At 61.2% G+C, this 16,854-nt stretch carries 10 protein-coding genes; all 10 read right to left on the bottom strand.

Annotation, left to right across the window (positions count from 1 at the left end):
• Nucleotides 1–46: 46 nt before the first annotated feature.
• Nucleotides 47–802 carry a PP2C family protein-serine/threonine phosphatase gene (locus ACYQ01_RS10555; protein WP_459933801.1) on the bottom strand — a complete coding sequence of 252 codons (756 nt, stop codon included), beginning with the start codon at nt 800–802 and terminating at the stop codon, nt 47–49.
• Nucleotides 799–1,332 (bottom strand): FHA domain-containing protein, encoded by a 534-nt coding sequence (locus ACYQ01_RS10550; RefSeq protein WP_459933800.1) that lies wholly within the window; start codon nt 1,330–1,332, stop codon nt 799–801. The genes ACYQ01_RS10555 and ACYQ01_RS10550 overlap by 4 nt, the downstream gene beginning before the upstream one ends.
• Nucleotides 1,333–1,412: 80 nt before the next feature.
• Nucleotides 1,413–2,057 (bottom strand): 4Fe-4S single cluster domain-containing protein, encoded by a 645-nt coding sequence (locus ACYQ01_RS10545; RefSeq protein ID WP_459933799.1) that lies wholly within the window; start codon nt 2,055–2,057, stop codon nt 1,413–1,415.
• The gene (locus ACYQ01_RS10540; protein WP_459933798.1) at nt 2,054–3,973 is read right to left on the bottom strand and encodes an AAA family ATPase; all 1,920 of its coding nucleotides are present in this window, start codon (nt 3,971–3,973) and stop codon (nt 2,054–2,056) included. Before ACYQ01_RS10540 ends, ACYQ01_RS10545 begins: the two co-directional genes overlap by 4 nt.
• Before the next feature lie 24 nt (nt 3,974–3,997).
• Complete coding sequence (locus ACYQ01_RS10535; protein ID WP_459933797.1) at nt 3,998–5,191, bottom strand: hypothetical protein; 1,194 nt, start codon at nt 5,189–5,191, stop codon at nt 3,998–4,000.
• Between the two features lie 3 nt (nt 5,192–5,194).
• Nucleotides 5,195–8,506, bottom strand: a complete 3,312-nt coding sequence (locus ACYQ01_RS10530; RefSeq protein WP_459933796.1) for an SEL1-like repeat-containing protein kinase family protein — start codon at nt 8,504–8,506, stop codon at nt 5,195–5,197.
• A 523-nt stretch (nt 8,507–9,029) separates the two neighbouring features.
• Nucleotides 9,030–10,070: an ABC transporter substrate-binding protein gene (locus ACYQ01_RS10525; RefSeq protein WP_459933913.1), complete on the bottom strand. Its 1,041-nt coding sequence runs from the start codon at nt 10,068–10,070 to the stop codon at nt 9,030–9,032.
• Nucleotides 10,071–10,191: 121 nt separating this feature from the next.
• Nucleotides 10,192–13,065 carry an NHLP bacteriocin export ABC transporter permease/ATPase subunit gene (locus tag ACYQ01_RS10520; RefSeq protein WP_459933795.1) on the bottom strand — a complete coding sequence of 958 codons (2,874 nt, stop codon included), beginning with the start codon at nt 13,063–13,065 and terminating at the stop codon, nt 10,192–10,194.
• 5 nt (nt 13,066–13,070) lie between these two features.
• Entirely contained in the window at nt 13,071–15,248 is a 2,178-nt protein-coding gene (locus ACYQ01_RS10515) for an NHLP family bacteriocin export ABC transporter peptidase/permease/ATPase subunit (RefSeq protein WP_459933794.1), read from the bottom strand.
• Nucleotides 15,245–16,534 carry an NHLP bacteriocin system secretion protein gene (locus ACYQ01_RS10510; RefSeq protein WP_459933793.1) on the bottom strand — a complete coding sequence of 430 codons (1,290 nt, stop codon included), beginning with the start codon at nt 16,532–16,534 and terminating at the stop codon, nt 15,245–15,247. The genes ACYQ01_RS10515 and ACYQ01_RS10510 overlap by 4 nt, the downstream gene beginning before the upstream one ends.
• Nucleotides 16,535–16,854 lie beyond the last annotated feature (320 nt).

Genomic DNA, 16,854 nt, shown 5'->3' with positions numbered 1-16,854 from the left:
TTGCCTATTGCCTGTTATGGTCTATGTTTTGCTATTCCGTTTCGGCTCAAAACAACTTCACGTCCAACAGCACAAGTGACACGTTGTCATGTCCTCCTTGGGCCAGCGCTTGCTCGTGCAGGGCAGAGACCGTACTTTCCGCGTCATCTGTCAAGCAGGCTTCCATGGTGTCTTGATCGAGCATGTCCGTCAGCCCGTCCGTACACAGAAGAAACCTCTCCGAACCTTCCAGTGGTCGTGACCAAACGTGTGCAACGACCTCGGTCCGCTCCGGCATCCCCCCTAGGGACTGGGTTATCACGTGCGAGGCCAGACCGGTTCGCTCAGCTGTTGACGCCTGGGAAAAGCCCACGGTGTCGTCAGTACTCAGAAGCTGCATGTACCCGTGGCGAACCCGGTATATCCTGCTGTCGCCGACATTGAATCCAATCAGCTTTTCCTGGTGTACGACAATACCGGCCACAGTAGCGCCCATTCCCCGAAACTCAGGATTGGCGAGCATCAGGTCATAAAGACAATCATTTGCTGCCGTAAGTATTTTTGAGACCGCCTCTTCATCCGCGCCACTCAGAGCTTCGGTCAGAATTCGCGAAACAGACAGGCGGCTCGCTGTTTCCCCATGCGCATGTCCGCCGATTCCGTCCGCGACCAGGCAGGCAAGCGGCTCCCACACGCCAAGCTGTAAAACGACGGGACCGCGCATGGGACGCTGGCGAAGAAAATCACCCATCCCGATACAGTCTTCGTTGCGCTTTCGAACCTTGCCTGCGCACGTTATGCCTGCAGCGGTCAGCCGCGTCATGATCGCCCTCGTATTTCCAACACATCCGCCTCGACTTGGCTTGAAAATTTCAACTTGTCGCCTGGACGAAGCTCCACCGCCTCTCCCGGCGTCAATTGCCGGCCATTGACAGAGGTGTGATTCAGTGAGCCCAAGTCGTTGATCATAACTCGACTTTCTTCCCAGTAAATTTCGGCATGTCGACGGGAAACGCAACGAAGGTCCCCCAACTGGGGGGCAAGCGGCGAATGGTCAACCGCCCTGCCGATGCCCAATCGTCCGTCCACCACCACGTCCCCCCAGGCAAAGCGTACGACCGCCCGGGGCGACTCCTCGCGTCGCGTGGCGTTTTCCGATTCAGGCGGCTTTTCCATGGAAGGCTCACCCGCAAGGGAAGATTGCCGTGTCAGCGGCAGGCTGCAACGGATGCAGGTGGTCGCTCCGGAAGTATTTCTTGTTTTACAGTACGGACATTCTATCGTGTCACGTTGACTCTCGGTCTCCGACTTTTCTTCAATCTGCTGGTCTTCCACCTGCGTGATGGGGGTCATGACCAAGCTCGTCTTGCATGCCGTACAGGAGGGGTCTTGAGGGCTATTGTTATATCCGCACGCTGGACATTGCTTTACAGTTACCACGACGTACCTCCGAAAAGAAGTCCTTGCTCACTTGCCAACTCTTGCATCCGCTGCATATCTCCCCTGTCTGGCAAGCCGATGAGCCAGATGGACTGGCCATCCACTCCAATTTGAAAGGAGCCTTTTTTCCCTGGAGGCAAATGCACATAGTTGGAATACACTTTTCGACCCAAGTCACTGACAGTGAAAAGTGGCTGATTATCTGAACCGCGCCAGCAGGCGCCCAACGGACGACTTTTCAGGAACGGTTCGGGGATCAACGCATCAAACATCTCCAGGATGTCCGAAAAAGCACTCCGCAGCCTCGACATGGACATCCCGCTATAGCCAAGAATATCGAAAGGCTTGGCACGTTGTGATCGCCAGAGGGCCAGTCCTTTGAGAAGCGCGCGCAGGGCATCCGGCTGCTCGAAAGGCTCTCCACCGGAAATGGTCACCCCGTCCAGGTCTTGCGCCAAGTCACGGCACAGGGCGAGAAGCGTGTGCACTGCAATTTCTTGCCCCGCGTCCTTGGGCCAAGTGTCACGCGAGACACACCCTGGGCAGCCCATGGAACACCCCTGGAACCACACCCCGAGCCTGCGTCCCGGTCCCAGCACCGTGACTGGGAAATGCACCCGGCTCAAACGCAGTTTCATGAAACCTCGATGCAGTACACACCGTCCTCAATCTTGAGCGATGTCGCGGTGATTTTTTCCCGCCCCTCCAGGTTCAGGGCAAACATGGCCCGCGACAAGGGATTGATAAAGCAGGTTTCGAGCCGGTTACCTATGCCGCGCCCTCCGTTGCCCAGATCGGAAAGCACAAAATCTTCCAGCAACGTCATGACATCCCGGGATACTTCCAGACGGACGTGGTGGACATCGAAAACTCGCTGTGCAACATTGCTCAACATCTTTTCAAAAATCTGGCGCGCAACGCCTTTCTCGATAAAACTGAAGACGACGATATTGTCCCCGATACGATTCAATATCTCCGGGCGACTGAGTTTGTACTTGAAATAGTCTTCGATGGCATGACGAATTTTATTCTCCACCTCGTCGTACGACATCTCCGGGGTGGCATTCAACTGTCGCCGGCCGGTTTCGTCTTCTACATAGATGCCCAGATTGGATGTAAAAATGATGATCGATTCAGAGAAGTACACCGTGTCGCCACGACTGTCCGTGAGGCGACCATCTTCAAGAATTTGCAGAAACTTGTCCAAAATTCTGGGATGGGCCTTCTCAATCTCGTCAAAGAGAATCACGCTGAAGGGTTTTTCACGTACAGCCTTGGTCAGCTCCCCTCCCGCATCGAACCCGATATAGCCTGGAGGGGCTCCAATGAGTCTTGCTTCCGTGTGTTCCTGGGCAAACTCGCTCATGTCGAACCGGATATAGGCCCGGTCGTCGTCGAAGAGGAGCTCGGTGATGGCCTTGGCCAACTCCGTTTTACCCACGCCGGTGGGGCCGGCGAAAAAAAGCACCCCGCGAGGTCGGCCGGACATGGAGGACGAAGAACTCTGCGAACCGCTCAACCCCATGACGGAACGCCGCAGGATGTCCAGAGTCTTGGTTATCGCCTGTCGCTGCCCCTTTACACGCTTGCCTATGTTCACATCGCCAGACTCTATTCGCTGCCGCATATTCTGTTTTTTCCATGGGTTATCCGTAACCCCAAGCTTGTAGGCCCGCACGGAATCCGCAATCTCTTTAAACGACTCCCCCCGGTCGTTCGCCATTTGCACAATGGACTGCATCGCCAAAAGTGTCATACCCTCGGTCATGGCCGCGAAGGTAGCCAGTAATTCCAGACGCTTTTCCTCGGAAGTTCCCTCGTAGCCGGCCAGGGCTGAAGCCAACACGGCCGCAGCACGCTCACGCGTTTCGTAGTCCGGCTTCTGTATGGCCTGCTGACGGATGCGTTCGTTGCCCACTACCAGCCAACTCGGCAGTTCGTTGACATTCTCCAGCAGCCAGAAAATCGGATTGTAGCGAACCTTTTCGTCCGCGCCCAAGACGGGCGTGGCCGAGCGGGAAAGCTTGAGCATGCTTCCGAAGAAGATGTTGTCGTTGTCGCTCAGGGACTGGGGATTGGCGACCAGACGGGAAGCGTAATCGAAGACGACAGCCACGCGGTCTTTGCGCAAGCCCAGGATGCGTTTGATGGTTTCGGGTACGGTCGTGAGGTGTCTCTCGCAGGTGCCGTCTTCCTTGAAATCCAAACCCGTGGCGGCACGCGCGGCTTGTACCGCCTCCCGGGTGGCGGGGTGAACCCCAAAATTGTCAAACCGATCGTAGGTGATCATGGCCTGGAAGCCGTTCACCTCCAGCAAGGTCCATAGGGCGTCCCTGAGACTCAGGGGAGCGAAACCGTTCTGACAGGGCACAAGATAGAAGTCATTGATGTTGCCGGTCAGTACGAACTGGGGTCGAATGGGCAAAAAACGGGCTATATCTTGCAGCCAAACCGGAGACTGCGTGGACAGGGGAGTAAAACCGGTCTTGGTGGTCGGAACATGTTGCATCGGCGGACTCTGGGCCTGGGAGGTCTGTTCAAGAATCGCTGTCAATTGACGTCACTCCTGAAATGGCTTTTAAGGTTGCCGCATTTGCCGGGCGTTTGCGGAAGCGACATTCGTCCGTCTGGATTCCAACCGGGCATCCGTCACCCTTTGCACGGACAAAGCGCCGGGAGCCAAGGCCCTGAGGGGCTGATATTCCAGCCCTTCTGCCCTCAGCTCGTTGAGAAGTTCCGGAAAAACCGAGCACCATTGGCGTTCTATTTCTTGATCCTCAAGGGTCTCGTCACGCGAGGAATGCTCCCCTTCGCCCAGGCGAACGATGTCGAAATTCATGATCTTGTCGGTGGGGTTGACGCTCAATCGGCAGTAGTGATCCGTCCAGTTGGGATGCTGGAAGTAGCCGTTGCCCCCGGAAACAAAAAAGGTGGAGAAGTCCTCCTCCACGCCGTAGCCAAGCCTGATCAGGGACTGGCGCATGATATCCGCCGCCTTGCGTCGATCCTTCGCCTGCCGAGCCTTTTCCGCCTCGGTCTTGGCCCTTGAGCGCAAGTCCTCGTCCAGTGGAAGCTCGCCGTTTTCCACCCGGCGCAACGCCTGGGTAATGGCCTGAGACTCGGCGCTCTCCACACCCAGAAGTTCCGTCATGAGCCGCGCGGCTTCCTTGGCGTGGATTTCCTGTCGGCGTTTGGACTCTCTCACCGAAGCGTTGGCCCGATCCACAAGGATGCGCAGGGAGTCCACCATGGTCTGAAGCCGGGAGTCCGACACCCCCTTTTCGGTCATGATGTCTCGCACCAGGTTGTTGATTTCCGCCATATCCCGCTCCCGAAGACCGGGAGCCACGCGTCCGGCCACGCGCAAGGCCGTCTGGCGCAACTCTTCCGTACTGTCGCCGGATTCTTCTTTTCGAGAACGTCTGGCCGCCGCCTTGTTTCCCACGGACTTGGCCATGGCCAACAGCGAACGGCGCACGTCGATGATACCCTCGATGCGTTGAATTTCTCCGCGCAGCCTCCGGTAGATATCCAGACGATTGTTCATTTCGTCCACGACGACCTGCCCAGATCCCGGCACATCGGTGCGCATGTCCTCCACGCCGTAGTGGATGACCAGCTCCGGGTGACGCTTCTGCAGGGCGATCAACTGGTCGCGCAGACTCATGATTTTCGCCAGATATTCGCGCAGGATGTTCTGGGCTTCGGCCCAGGTGATGTGCGGCTCGCTTGCGTCTACGAGACGCCAACCGCCGGTCTTTGGTCCGCTCATGCCTTAAAACCAGCCTTTTACCGCTTTGATCAAGGTTTTCGATTCCTCGTCGCCCTGTTCCATGGCCTTCTCGTACCAGTATCTGGCCTGCTTTTTGCTCTTTTCAACGCCCTTGCCCTTGGCGTACAGCGTCCCCAACCATCTCTGGGCGTCAACATGCCCCTGCTCCGCCGCCTTACTATACCACTGCGCGGCCTGGGCAGAGTCCTGCACCACACCGCGACCATCGGCATAGGCCACGCCCAGGTTGGTCTGGGCCAACGCATGCCCCTGTTCCGCCGCCTTGCGGAACCACTCCACGGCCTGGGCAGAGTCCTGATCCACACCGGCACCATGGGCATAGGCCACGCCAAGACTGTTCTGAGCCGGAGCATACCCTTGCTCCGCGGCCTTGCGATACCACTCCACAGCCTGGGCAGAGTCCTGCACCACACCGCGACCATTGTTATAGGCCACGCCCAGGTTGGTCTGGGCCCACTTGTTACCCTGCTCCGCAGCTTTGCTGAACCACTGCGCGGCCTGGGCAGAGTCCTGCACCACACCGTCACCATTGGCATAGGCCATGCCCAGGTTGAACTGAGCGTTGGCGTCCCCCTGCTCCGCGGCCTTGCGATACCACTCCGCAGCCTGGGCAGAGTCTTGCACCACACCGTCACCATTGGCATAGGTCAGGCCCAGGTTGAACTGAGCGTCGACATTGCCCTGCTCCGCCGCCTTGCGATACCACTCCGCAGCCTGGGCAGAGTTTTGCGCCACGCCGTAACCATTGGCATAGGACACGCCCAGGTTGAACTGAGCGGTGGCGTGCCCCTGCTCCGCGGCCTTGCGAAACCACTCCGCAGCCTGGGCAGAGTCCTGCGCCACGCCGCGACCATTGGCATAGGCTTGGCCCAGGCGGTTCTGAGCCCACGCATCCCCCTGCTCCGCCGCCTTGCGATACCACTCCACGGCCTGGGCAGAGTCCTGCACCACGCCGCGACCATTGGCATAGGCCTGGCCCAGACGATTCTGGGCTTCAGCATCCCCTTGCTCCGCCGCCTTGCGATACCACTCCACGGCCTGGGCAGAGTCCTGCACCACGCCGCGACCATTGGCATAGGCCTGGCCCAGACGATTCTGGGCTTCAGCATCCCCTTGCTCCGCCGCCTTGCGATACCACTGCGCAGCCTGGGCAGGGTCCTGCGCAACACCGCGCCCATTCGCGTAGACCCAACCCAGGTTGTACTGGGCGGCGGCAAGCCCCTGCTCCGCGGCCTTTTGATACCACTGCGCAGCCTGGGCAGGGTCCTGCGGCACGCCACGCCCATTGGCAAAGGCCAGGCCCAGATTGCGCTGAGCGCTGGCCTGCCCCTGCTCCGCGGCCTTTTGATACCACTGCGCGGCCTGGACAGGGTCCTGCGGCACACCGAGACCAGATTCATAGGCCACGCCCAGGTTGGTCTGGGCGACCGCATTCCCCTGCTCCGCAGCCTTTTGATACCACTGCGCGGCCTGGGCAGGGTCCTGCGGCACGCCGCGCCCATAGTCGTAGGCCAGGCCCAGATTGCACTGCGCGTTGGCGTGCCCCTGCTCCGCGGCCTTTTGATACCACTCCACGGCCTGGGCATAGTCCTGCGTCACGCCGCAACCATGCTCATAGTCCCAGCCCAGGTTGTTCTGAGCCCAGGCATTGCCCTGCTCCGCAGCCTTTTGATACCACTGCGCGGCCTGGGCAGGGTCCTGAGTAACACCGCGGCCACAGTCGTAGGCCAGGCCCAGATTATTTTGGGCCGTGGCATGCCCCTGTTCCGCCGCCTTTTGATACCACTGCGCAGCCTGGGCATAGTCCAGGGGCACACCGCGACCATACTCATAGGCCAGACCCAAATTATTTTGGGCCGTGGCATGCCCTTGCTCCGCCGCTTTGCGATACCATTCCGCTGCCTGAACAAAGTCTTTCACAACACCTGCGCCATTGGCGTACATTTTCCCAACCGAGTAACAACTCTCGATATCGCCGGCCTCAGCTTTGGGCAGGGTTTCCCGGAACTGGACAAAATTCCGGCAAGCTTCCTGAGCCTCGGAGTCGCCTTGGGATGCGGCCCTGGCCAACCATGTCTCGGCCTGGTCCACGTCAGCAGTCAGAACTTCCCCTGCGAGCAACATCCCGCCCAGCAGGCGTTGGGATTGGGCCAAGCCAGCCGCGGCCTGCAGGCATATTTGCAGGGTTTCCGTCTCGACTTGCGCCGGGTCCAGCCCCTCCGGAAGCGATTCCGGCATCAGGGCCAAGAGCAGGGACTTCAGCTGGGTCAACGGATCGGCGTCCTGAACGTCCACGATATCCAAAAACGTATTGTAGGCGTCTTGATCCTGCAGATCGTTGAGCAGCCAGCGTTCCATGTCCGTGCGTCGGGCCACGCGTTTGAGGGCCTCGTCCCAGTTGCGGGCCAGAGCCTTGAGAAATTCGTCGAGGGTCCAGCAATCCTCACCGGCTATGCGGTAGGGGCGCAAAGCCCTGGGGCCTTGGGATTGTTGCTTGGGGTCCTGTTCCCGGGGAAGCTCCAGGGTTCGGTCGCCGGCCAGCCAGCGACCGATTTCGGCCGCTCCCCAGCGTTTTTTGGCGTCGAAGCAGAGCAGCCCCTTGCACAGCATCTGCCAATCGGCCTCCGCCACCCCCAAAAGGTCGATGGGACGGCGCTCATACAGGGCGTTGCGCACCACCCCTTCAGCCAGGTCGGCGAACGGATGGCGACCGGACAACATCTCGACCAGCATGATGCCCAAGGACCACCAGTCCGTGGCGGAGGACACCGAACCGGCCATGGCTTCGGGCGCGGCGTAGCGAATGCTGCGGTTGGTGGAGGTAAACCGCACGGATTGTTCCAGCAGGGAGGAGATACCGAAGTCGGTGAGCACCATGTCCAGAGGATCGCGACTGCGAATCAGGATGTTCTCCGGTTTCAAGTCCCGATGCACCACCCGGGGGGTCAAGCCGTGCAGGTAGCTCAGCGCCGCAGTCAGGTCGCCAAGAATTGTACGAACAAGATCGGTATCCAGACTCCGCCCCTCTTTTTCCAAAAGGTCGCGCAGAGACCCCGAGGCGGCGTATTCCATGATTTCGTACCAGCGCCCCCCCAACTCTCCATATTCCAACTGCCGAACCACATGACGAGTGTCTGCCTGGTGAAGACACTCAAGCACTTCGGCCTTGGGCTTTATGCTGGAACGATACAGTTTGATCACGACCTGCTCGCCGGCGTGGCCCCTGGCCAAGACCAGATCCGCCTCGCCGCCCTTGGCCGGAAGTTCATCGATCAGAGTGTAGCGTTCACTCAACCCTTCAGGCAGTTTGATCAGGCTGTGGGAGGCGGGGTTGGATTGCCGGAGAGGTTCCAGACGCGTCACGTTCGGTTGCGCGTCTTCACGGATCGTCGGGCCGGACCGAGAAGAAGTTGTTGTCTCAATGCAAGTTGCATCTTCCATCGCTTTCTCTTCCTTTCGTTGGTGAAATCCGTGAGCCGCAGGACTTTCAGCCGAGAAATCGCACCATAAGTATTGCATAACATATCACGTTGTCGGACAGATAAAAACGCGACCCAAAACGTGACTTGGTGACCCATATCTGTCCAAAGAGCCATAGCTGAAAACTCAACGAATCCTTTCGTTTCCAGGCAGCCTTCCCCTTGTCCATTCCGGCAATCTTATACCCATCGTCCTGGCGAACTCGCATACCACAGAAAAAAAAAGCGGACCAGACCGCACCACCGGCCTGGTCCCCAAACCCGTATCTACTATTCCAACTTACATTTCTTGCCAGCCTCCGCCTGACAGCCGTAGTCAGCCGTCCACAAAACCAGTTTCAGGAGCCGCCGTTCTTCCGCTCAAAGTCGATCGTCTGGGCAACCCCATGCTCAAAGTGGTTGATATACAGGGCGGTGGCCTTGAGCTCGCCGCTCTTATTGAACCGCATTTCACCGAATGGGCCGTCCCAACGCTCCGTGTTCGTCAAATCGAATGCCACCCTGCCCGGATTCACGGAACCGGCACGGTTCGCCGCCTGGGCGTAAAGGCGCAAAGAACTGTAGGCGATTGCCGCCTGATCGTCCGGGGGCTCGCCGTATGCCTGACGATAGGCGGCAACAAACCGTTGGGCCGCGTTGTCTTTACGTTCGGGAGAAAACTGGGTGACAAGATATGCCGAGATCTTGGCCGAAGCGGCAACCCTGGCCAGTCCGGGGGTGTCCCACTGGGACCCGCCCAGGAAGGGCTGTTCCATCTTCAAGTCCGCCGCCGCCTTCATGAGCTTCTCTGCCAAGTCTGGCGGCCCGCAGAAAAAGATGGCGTCGAAGGGGTGATTTTTCTTGAGAGCAGCCAATTCCCGCGTAAATTCCTCTTCGCGAGTGAGCATGTCACATTCCACGCGGGGCGCGAGTTCTATTCCCTTGGTTTTGGCCTCGATTTCAAACGTGTTGGCGCGAATTCTGGCGAAATCGCTATTGAAGACAAATAGTGCGGCACGCTTGATCCCCACATGAACGCAAAACCTGGCGAGGTAGTTCATCTCGTCCGCGTCGGTGGGGCTCATGCGGAACAAAAGAGGCAGATTGATTGCGTCCATAGGCGCGGTCACCCTGGTGAGCATGGTCAGCACCCCGTAGTAGGCGAGCACCGTGGCCGCCGGTACAGCCACTTTCCGTCTGGATGCGAGGATGGTCATGGCCGTTTTCGGATTGTTGGCGATGACCTGGGCCTGCTGTATGCCCTGGTGGGGATCGTCGGCCACGTCGTTTCGCCACAAGCGGATGGGTTTGCCTCCAATGCCGCCTGATTGATTGATTTCTCCGGCCGCCAGCTCAAGCCCCCTCCAGCCCGGCCGGTTGGTTCCCTCCCAATCGCCCATGGCCGCCACCACCACCTCCTTGCCGGAATCGACGCGCCTGGAGTCCGGGCCGGCGCTCGTACGGTCGCTATCCTGGCAACTCGTCGCCGCGGCGAGGAAAGCACAGAAAAGCAGGGCCGCGCTAAGCGATCTGACGCTTGGCCAATTCATAAAAATATCCTTTCTTCGCCATGAGTTCCCCGTACGTGCCCACCTCGGCCACCTGGCCATGGCGCAAGACGTAAATTGTGTCCGCACCCATGACCGTGGAGAGACGGTGGGCGATGACCAGGCGCGTGACCTTGAGGGACGCGATGCTTCGAGAAACCACGGCCTGGGTAACATTGTCCAGAGCGCTGGTGGCTTCGTCGAACAGCAGGATCCCCGGCCGCCTGACAAGGGCCCGGGCGATAAGCAGACGTTGGATCTGCCCGCCCGAGAAGCTGGCCCCGCCCGGTGGAACCACCGTCTGCATGCCCATGGGCATGGCCTTGATGTCCTCTTCCAGCCCGACCATCCTGGCCGCTTCCCAGACCTCCTCGATGCCCAGGTTGGCAGAGCCCACGATGTTGTCGAACAGGCTGCCGGCCATGGGTTTGTCGTCTTGAAGCACCACCCCGATCCGTTGGCGCAGGGCCCGCACGTCAAGTTCGCGAAGGTCCTGGCCGTCGTAGTAGACCGTTCCGGACTGCGGCGTCTCAAATCCGAGCAACAGGCGCAGCACTGTGGATTTTCCGGCCCCTGAGTCCCCTGCCAGAGCCACGAATTCGCCAGGAGCGATGTGGATGGACAGGTCGTTCAGGACTGGACGACCCTCGGGTTGGTAGCGGAACACCACATGGTTGATCTCGATTTCGCCCCGCAGTTTCCCCGGCTTGGGTATTGAAGCGTTCGCCTCGGGAAAGGCGCTCAGTATCGGCTTGGCCCGTTCGTACAGGGGGACTACCGCCAGGGACTTGGAAAGAAGGGAAGTGAACTGGATCATGGCAACCTGGAAGGCGGCGAAGGCGGCGGAAAAGGCCAGAAATCCTCCCAGACCGAGCAGATCCAGCCGGGATTGGAAGAACCAGAAGAACAAGGCCATCGAGGCCAGGGTTGGGAACGCCGCGTTGACCGCGCTGACCAGATTGAAGGACCTGCCGCACTGGTAGCTCAAGGTCGAAGCCTTGGCGTACACGTCGGCCCATGCGCCGAAAGCCCGCGACTCCGAACCTGTCAGGCGCAGCTTGCAGATGCCGGTCAGATACTCCAACTCCATGCCCTGCTTGCGACCCTGCAAATCCATGAGGACGCGCTGTTTTTTCAGAACGATGATGCTGACCAGCCCGACCAGAACCATGTTGGCCGCCACGAAGGCGTTGGCCAACACGGCGAGTTGCCAATCGTAATAGAAGAGCAGGGCCAGGTTGAAAAGCGAGAACACCACGGTCAACAACGCGTTGATGACCAATCCGGACAAGATGGTGTGGATGGCGTTTATCCCCAGGCAGCGGGAGGCCAGATCCCCCGCCGTATACGCCTTGAAAAACGCGGCCGGCAGGCTGAGCAGCCGGTCGATGACGGCTGACTGGACGTGAGCGTCCAGCTTCCCTTCCACGCGCAGGATGGCGATGCCCTTGGTGATCGAGAACACGCCCGAAGCCAGGGTGCATACCAGCAGCAAGGCGCCGATCTGAGTCAACATGCCGGTTGCGGCGTCAGGGATGGCGGTGCTGATCACGGCCTCGGTCATGATCGGGGTGAGCAGCCCGAGCAGGGCCGCGAGTGCGCCCATGGCCAGGATCATCAGGAGGTCCCCGCGCTGTCCGCGCAGGGCGAACGCCAGCAGGTCCCGGCCGCTTAGGGGGCGGTCCGGGAAGGGGGCATAGAACATGCACGCCTCGGGGGAGAGACCGTCGGCCACGCCTTTGTCGATGCCGACCACGCATTTGCTGGTCGGATCGTAGAGGTCGTAGCGCCCGGCCTTGCGCGGCAGGGCCGCCGCCGGAGCGCCGGTCGCGGCATAAAAGACCAGGAGCGGGCCGCAGTCGCTTTCGTACCAATCCTTGTCCAGGGTGGTCCGGCGGACCCGGAAGCCCGAGGCCACGGCAAAGGCGTTCACCCGCTCCAGGGCGTTCGCTCCCGGCTCGATGACGGCATTCGCGTCCAGGTCGACATGCGCGGCCTTGGCCACGAGCCTGCAGGCGGCGAGCAAAGGATCCTGCGTGTCGGCGGCCAGCAGAAGGTTTCGCTTGTCGGGCCGCAGGACCGAAACCACCTTGGACAGGGCTTGGGAGATGGCCGCATGGTCGCGGCGGCTCCGCTCCTCCAGCCGTTTCCGCTCGCACTCTTGCTTGGCCGCGATCTCGGCCGCCAGGGCCGCGACCAGACGGCGATGAAAAGCGAGCAGGGCCCCGTCGAGCATTCCCCTGGCGGCGAGTCCGGCGCTGTCGGTGGCGCTGATCCTCGCATCCTCGACCACGCTGATCCAGGCGCGCCCGGATACCGGGACCGGACTATCCGCCTCGATCGGGCCGAAACCAGGTCCTTCGTCCAGAAAGTTGGCCTTGCCCGCCTCCAGGCTTGCCCAGACGACTCCTGTGTCGGCAACGAGCCGTGCGCCGGCCGATGCGTCCACGGTGGCGCCGGACAGGAGCGGCCCGGTCTTGGCGGCCAGGATTGGCTGGCCGATCAGGGCCGCGGTCAGGTTGGCCAGCCAGTTGTCCACGGCCGGTCCGGAAGCGGCCCTGGCGGCTTGCTCAGAAGGATTGCCGAGCAGAACGACCCGGGTCTCCGGGGGTCCCATGGCCAGGAAACGCCAGGTTCCGGTCGCCTCGGAGGGGACGCCGCACAGGATGTCTCCGGTGGTCGCCGTGAACAGGAAATGCCTTGCCCCGGCCCCGTTTCCGGCCTGAACCAGAAAGACGTCCAGATCGCCCCCGGTCACCCGGTAGCAGGCCCGCCCATCGTCGAGATCGAGCCGGTTGCCGGGCAAGCCGCGGTCCGCAGCGGAGGTGTCGTTGGCGGTTTTTCGCATGCCGGTCACTGATTGCGGATGAGTTCCCTGTAGGGGCCATCCACGTTGGAAAGTTCCTCATGAGTGCCCCGTTGGAGCACTTTGCCCCGGTCGAGCAGGATGATCGCGTCGCAGTCCCGGATGGCGGAAAGCCGGTGGGCGCTGACGACGCAGGCGCATCCCCGCCGGCGGATGGAATCCCCCACCCGCCTTTCGGTTATCGAGTCCAGGGCGCTCGTGGCCTCGTCCAGAAACAGCAGCGACGGGTTGACGGCCAGTGCCCGGGCGATCTCCAGGCGCTGGCGCTGCCCTCCGCTGAAGTTGGCGCCGTTTTCCTCCACCCGGCTCTGATAGCCCCCGGGCCTGGCGGCCACATCGTCATGGATGCAGGCGTCCCTGGCGGCCGCCAACATGTCCGTGTCGGCGAGGGTGGTGTCCCACATGGTCATGTTTTCCCGGACCGTGCCTGCGAAAAGGAAAACGCTCTGGTCCACGCTGGACACGGAATTGGTTATGACCCGCTTGGGAATGTCGCGCAGGGGCTTGCCGTCGTAGAGGATCTCCCCGGACCAGGGGGCGTAGAGACCCGCGCCGAGCTTGGCGATGGTGGATTTTCCCGAACCGCTGGCCCCGACCAGGGCCACCCTGGCCCCTGGCTCGAGGATCAGGTTGAAGTCCTCGATGAGCGGCGGATCGAGCGGGCTGTAGCCAAAGGTCACGTTGCGCATTTCGAAGCGTCCTGAAAGTTTGGCCGGGCACTCGTCAGGCAGGTCGCCTTGCGTGTCGGCGGCTTCCAAGGCGGGATCGATGGGGTTGTCGATCACGTCTTCCAGCCGTTCCAGATCGGCCCGCACGGTCTGGAACTGTCCGCCCAGGCCGACCAGTTGGTTCACCGGCTCCATGAAGTTGCCCATGAGCCCCTGAAAGGCGGTCAACATGCCGATGGTCATGTTCCCTTTGATGATGAACAGGCCGCCCAGGCACAATAGCGCCATCTGGTTGATGCCGGTCAGGATGACCGGGACCACCGACAGCATTTGGGATGCGTAGTTCAGCTCCTGCCCGGCGTTGACGACCTTGGCCTGGTAACCGGCCCACTTGGCGAAGTAGTCTGACTCCGTGCCTGTGGCCTTGAGGGTCTCGATGATCTGGAGGCCGTTCATGGTCACGCCGATGAGCTTGCCGTTTTCCTGCTTGAGCCGCCTGTTGGCGTCGGTGCGCCGGGCGGAAACCAGGCGCAAGGCCGCGAGGTTGGCGGCGGCCAGGATCAGGCCGATGGCGGTGAGCCACACATTGTAGCAGAGCATGACCAGGGCGAAGAGGACCATGTTCATGACGCCGACCGTAGCGTTGGCCAACGGGCCGGTGAGGAGGCCGGCCACGCTGTCGTTGATGCGGACCCGGCTGCCGATGTCGCCTGCAAACCGCTGGCTGAAAAAATCCACGGGCAGGCGCAGGACGTGCCAGAAAAACCTGCCGGAGCCCGCCAGGGCCATCCCCAGGTGCAGGCGCAACAGCTCGCCCGCCTGGATGAAGCGCAGCACTCCCGAGGCCGCCGCCGTCAGGCCCATGGCCCAAAGCAGCGGGGGCATCCACTCCGCCATGTTGCGGCCGATAACGTGGTCAAGAAAGACGATGTTGAAGGCAGGGCCGAGAATTCCGGTGAGGGCGAGCAGAGTCCCGGCCAGGAGGATACAGGCCAGGGGCCTGCCGGAAGAGGCGAGACGCCGCCCCAGGTTGGCGAAGAGGTCGGGCTTTTCGCCTCCGGGCTGAAAACCCGGGCCGGGTACGACGGTCAGCACGATGCCGGTGAACCAGGTGTCGAACTCGGCAAGAGGCAGCCGTCTCGGCCCGGTGGCCGGATCGTTCAGATAGGCCGTTTTGTTCTTGATCCCTTCGAGGACCACGAAATGGTCGAACCCCCAATGCAGGATCATGGGCAGGGGGTATTGGTTCAGGTCCTCGGTCTCCGCGCGGTACCCGGCGGCCTCGAAGCCATAGTGCCGGGCCGCCTTGAGCAGATTGCTGGCCTTGCTCCCGTCGCGGGAGACGCCCGTCTCGTGTCGCAGCGCCTCCAGAGGCACGTAGCGGCCGTGGTGGGCCATAACCATGGCCAGGGAGGCGCAGCCGCACTCCGTAGCTTCCATCTGGAGGATGGTGGGGGTCTTGACCCGCGTTTCGCTCCAGGGGGCGCTTGGGGTCACTGCTGTCCAACCGGATGCCGGACTCCGCGGCCCAGGACGTATTCGTTGAACAGGGGGACGACCAGGGAGATGGGCCGTTGCCGTTTGACGATGACCGAGGCGGCGCACATGGTGCCTGGATCGATGGCGAAATCCGGTCCGGCGGATGAGGACCACTTGTAGCCGCTGACGGTGGAGCCGTCCGGCACGAGTACGCAGTGGACCTCGATCTTGACCCCTTTGTCCGCGAGTTGCCCAACGAGTTCCGAGTTTTGAAGCACCCGGCTCATCTCGGCCTTGGTGGCGGGAAAGACGATGACCTTGGTCACCAGGGCCAGCATGCCGCCGAAACGCTCCTGCCGGGCCGTGTCCGGGAAAACCTGGACGACCATGCCCTCCTTGATGCGCTGCCCCTGTTCCGGAGTGAAGTAGAGAACCGCCTCCAGAGTGGCGGCCTCGGCCCCCAAGAGCTCCAGGGTGGCGATGGGCGAGCCGGAGCTGACCAGGGAACCCACGCTGACCCCCGCCTCGACCACGCGGCCGCTATAGGGGCTGACGACCACGGCGTTCGTGTTCAGGCTGGACATGGCGGTGAGAAGCCCGTCCTTGGCGGCGGCGATCTGGTTTTCCAGGTCCAGGAGTTGCTGCTGGACCCGATTTTTTTGTTCAAGGATCCGGGATGCGATGCCGTTGCGTTGGTATTCCTGCTGGGCCAGGCGCTCCTGGGCGTTGGCCAGGTCGCGCTGGTACTCGAACAACTTCATCTTCGAGATGAGCCCCTGGGCCACGAACGGGGTCACGTCCTTGACGATGTGGGCATACTTGTCGACCTCGGCGCGCAGGTTGACGACGTTCAGATCCAGATTTTTCTTGTTCTTTTCCAGGGTTTCCAGGGTGAGCCGGGTGTCCTCGCCGCCAAACTGCTTGGTCAGCCGGTATTTCTGCTCCAGCCCGTCCAGAGCGGAGCGGGCGGCCGCCACCTTGTCCTGGAGCACGGGCTGGGAGATCACCGCCAGGTTCTGCCCCAGATCGACGGTTGCGCCTCTTTCGAAAGAGAGATTGGTGACCTTGCCCTCGCTTTGGGCTGTGACCGTGAACATGCCGGCGTTGCGCAACAGGATGCCCCGCCCTTGCACTTTGGTCGAGAGCGAGCCGAAGAATCCCCAGACCAAAAGCGCGGCGAAAAGGCCGACGCCGGCCAGAAGCGCCAGGCGTCCGACTGGAGAGGAGAGCCGCAAAAGCTGGTCCAGCTGCTCCGGCGAGGAAATGCGCGCGAGGGCCTTGGCCCTGAAGAGTCCGGACGGCACACCATGCTCCTCGTGTTGAACGCTCCCTGTGGTGCGGCGGCATCACCACCCCGGAAGCGTCTCGTCTGTTGGGCCGCTGCATGCCGAAACGGCGAGCCTTTTCGGCCGCGCTTTTCTTCCCCGCGCAAGCCCACGTCCGGGATGCCGCAAGGCGCCGCCCTGATCCGTCGGACAGCTTCCCTCGGGCATTCTAAAGGGCCAAATTCCCGGAAGGCAGCGCCCCCCCCCATACGCGGGTGTACTCCACACCGCAAAATATCCTATCTCCTAACCGCCCGTTGAAAAAGTCGATTCTTGCAACCTGATCAAAAAAACGTGCT

It is taken from the genome of Fundidesulfovibrio butyratiphilus (genome assembly GCF_054657235.1).
Note: the sequence above shows the minus strand (reverse complement) of the source record. Positions and strands in the feature narration are given on the sequence as shown.

Coding starts and splice junctions, on each gene's coding strand:
- ACYQ01_RS10555 (WP_459933801.1), bottom strand. CDS start 802: ATGACGCGGCTGACCGCTGCAGGCATAACGTGCGCAGGCAAGGTTCGA.
- ACYQ01_RS10550 (WP_459933800.1), bottom strand. CDS start 1,332: ATGACCCCCATCACGCAGGTGGAAGACCAGCAGATTGAAGAAAAGTCG.
- ACYQ01_RS10545 (WP_459933799.1), bottom strand. CDS start 2,057: ATGAAACTGCGTTTGAGCCGGGTGCATTTCCCAGTCACGGTGCTGGGA.
- ACYQ01_RS10535 (WP_459933797.1), bottom strand. CDS start 5,191: ATGAGCGGACCAAAGACCGGCGGTTGGCGTCTCGTAGACGCAAGCGAG.
- ACYQ01_RS10525 (WP_459933913.1), bottom strand. CDS start 10,070: ATGGGCGATTGGGAGGGAACCAACCGGCCGGGCTGGAGGGGGCTTGAG.
- ACYQ01_RS10520 (WP_459933795.1), bottom strand. CDS start 13,065: ATGCGAAAAACCGCCAACGACACCTCCGCTGCGGACCGCGGCTTGCCC.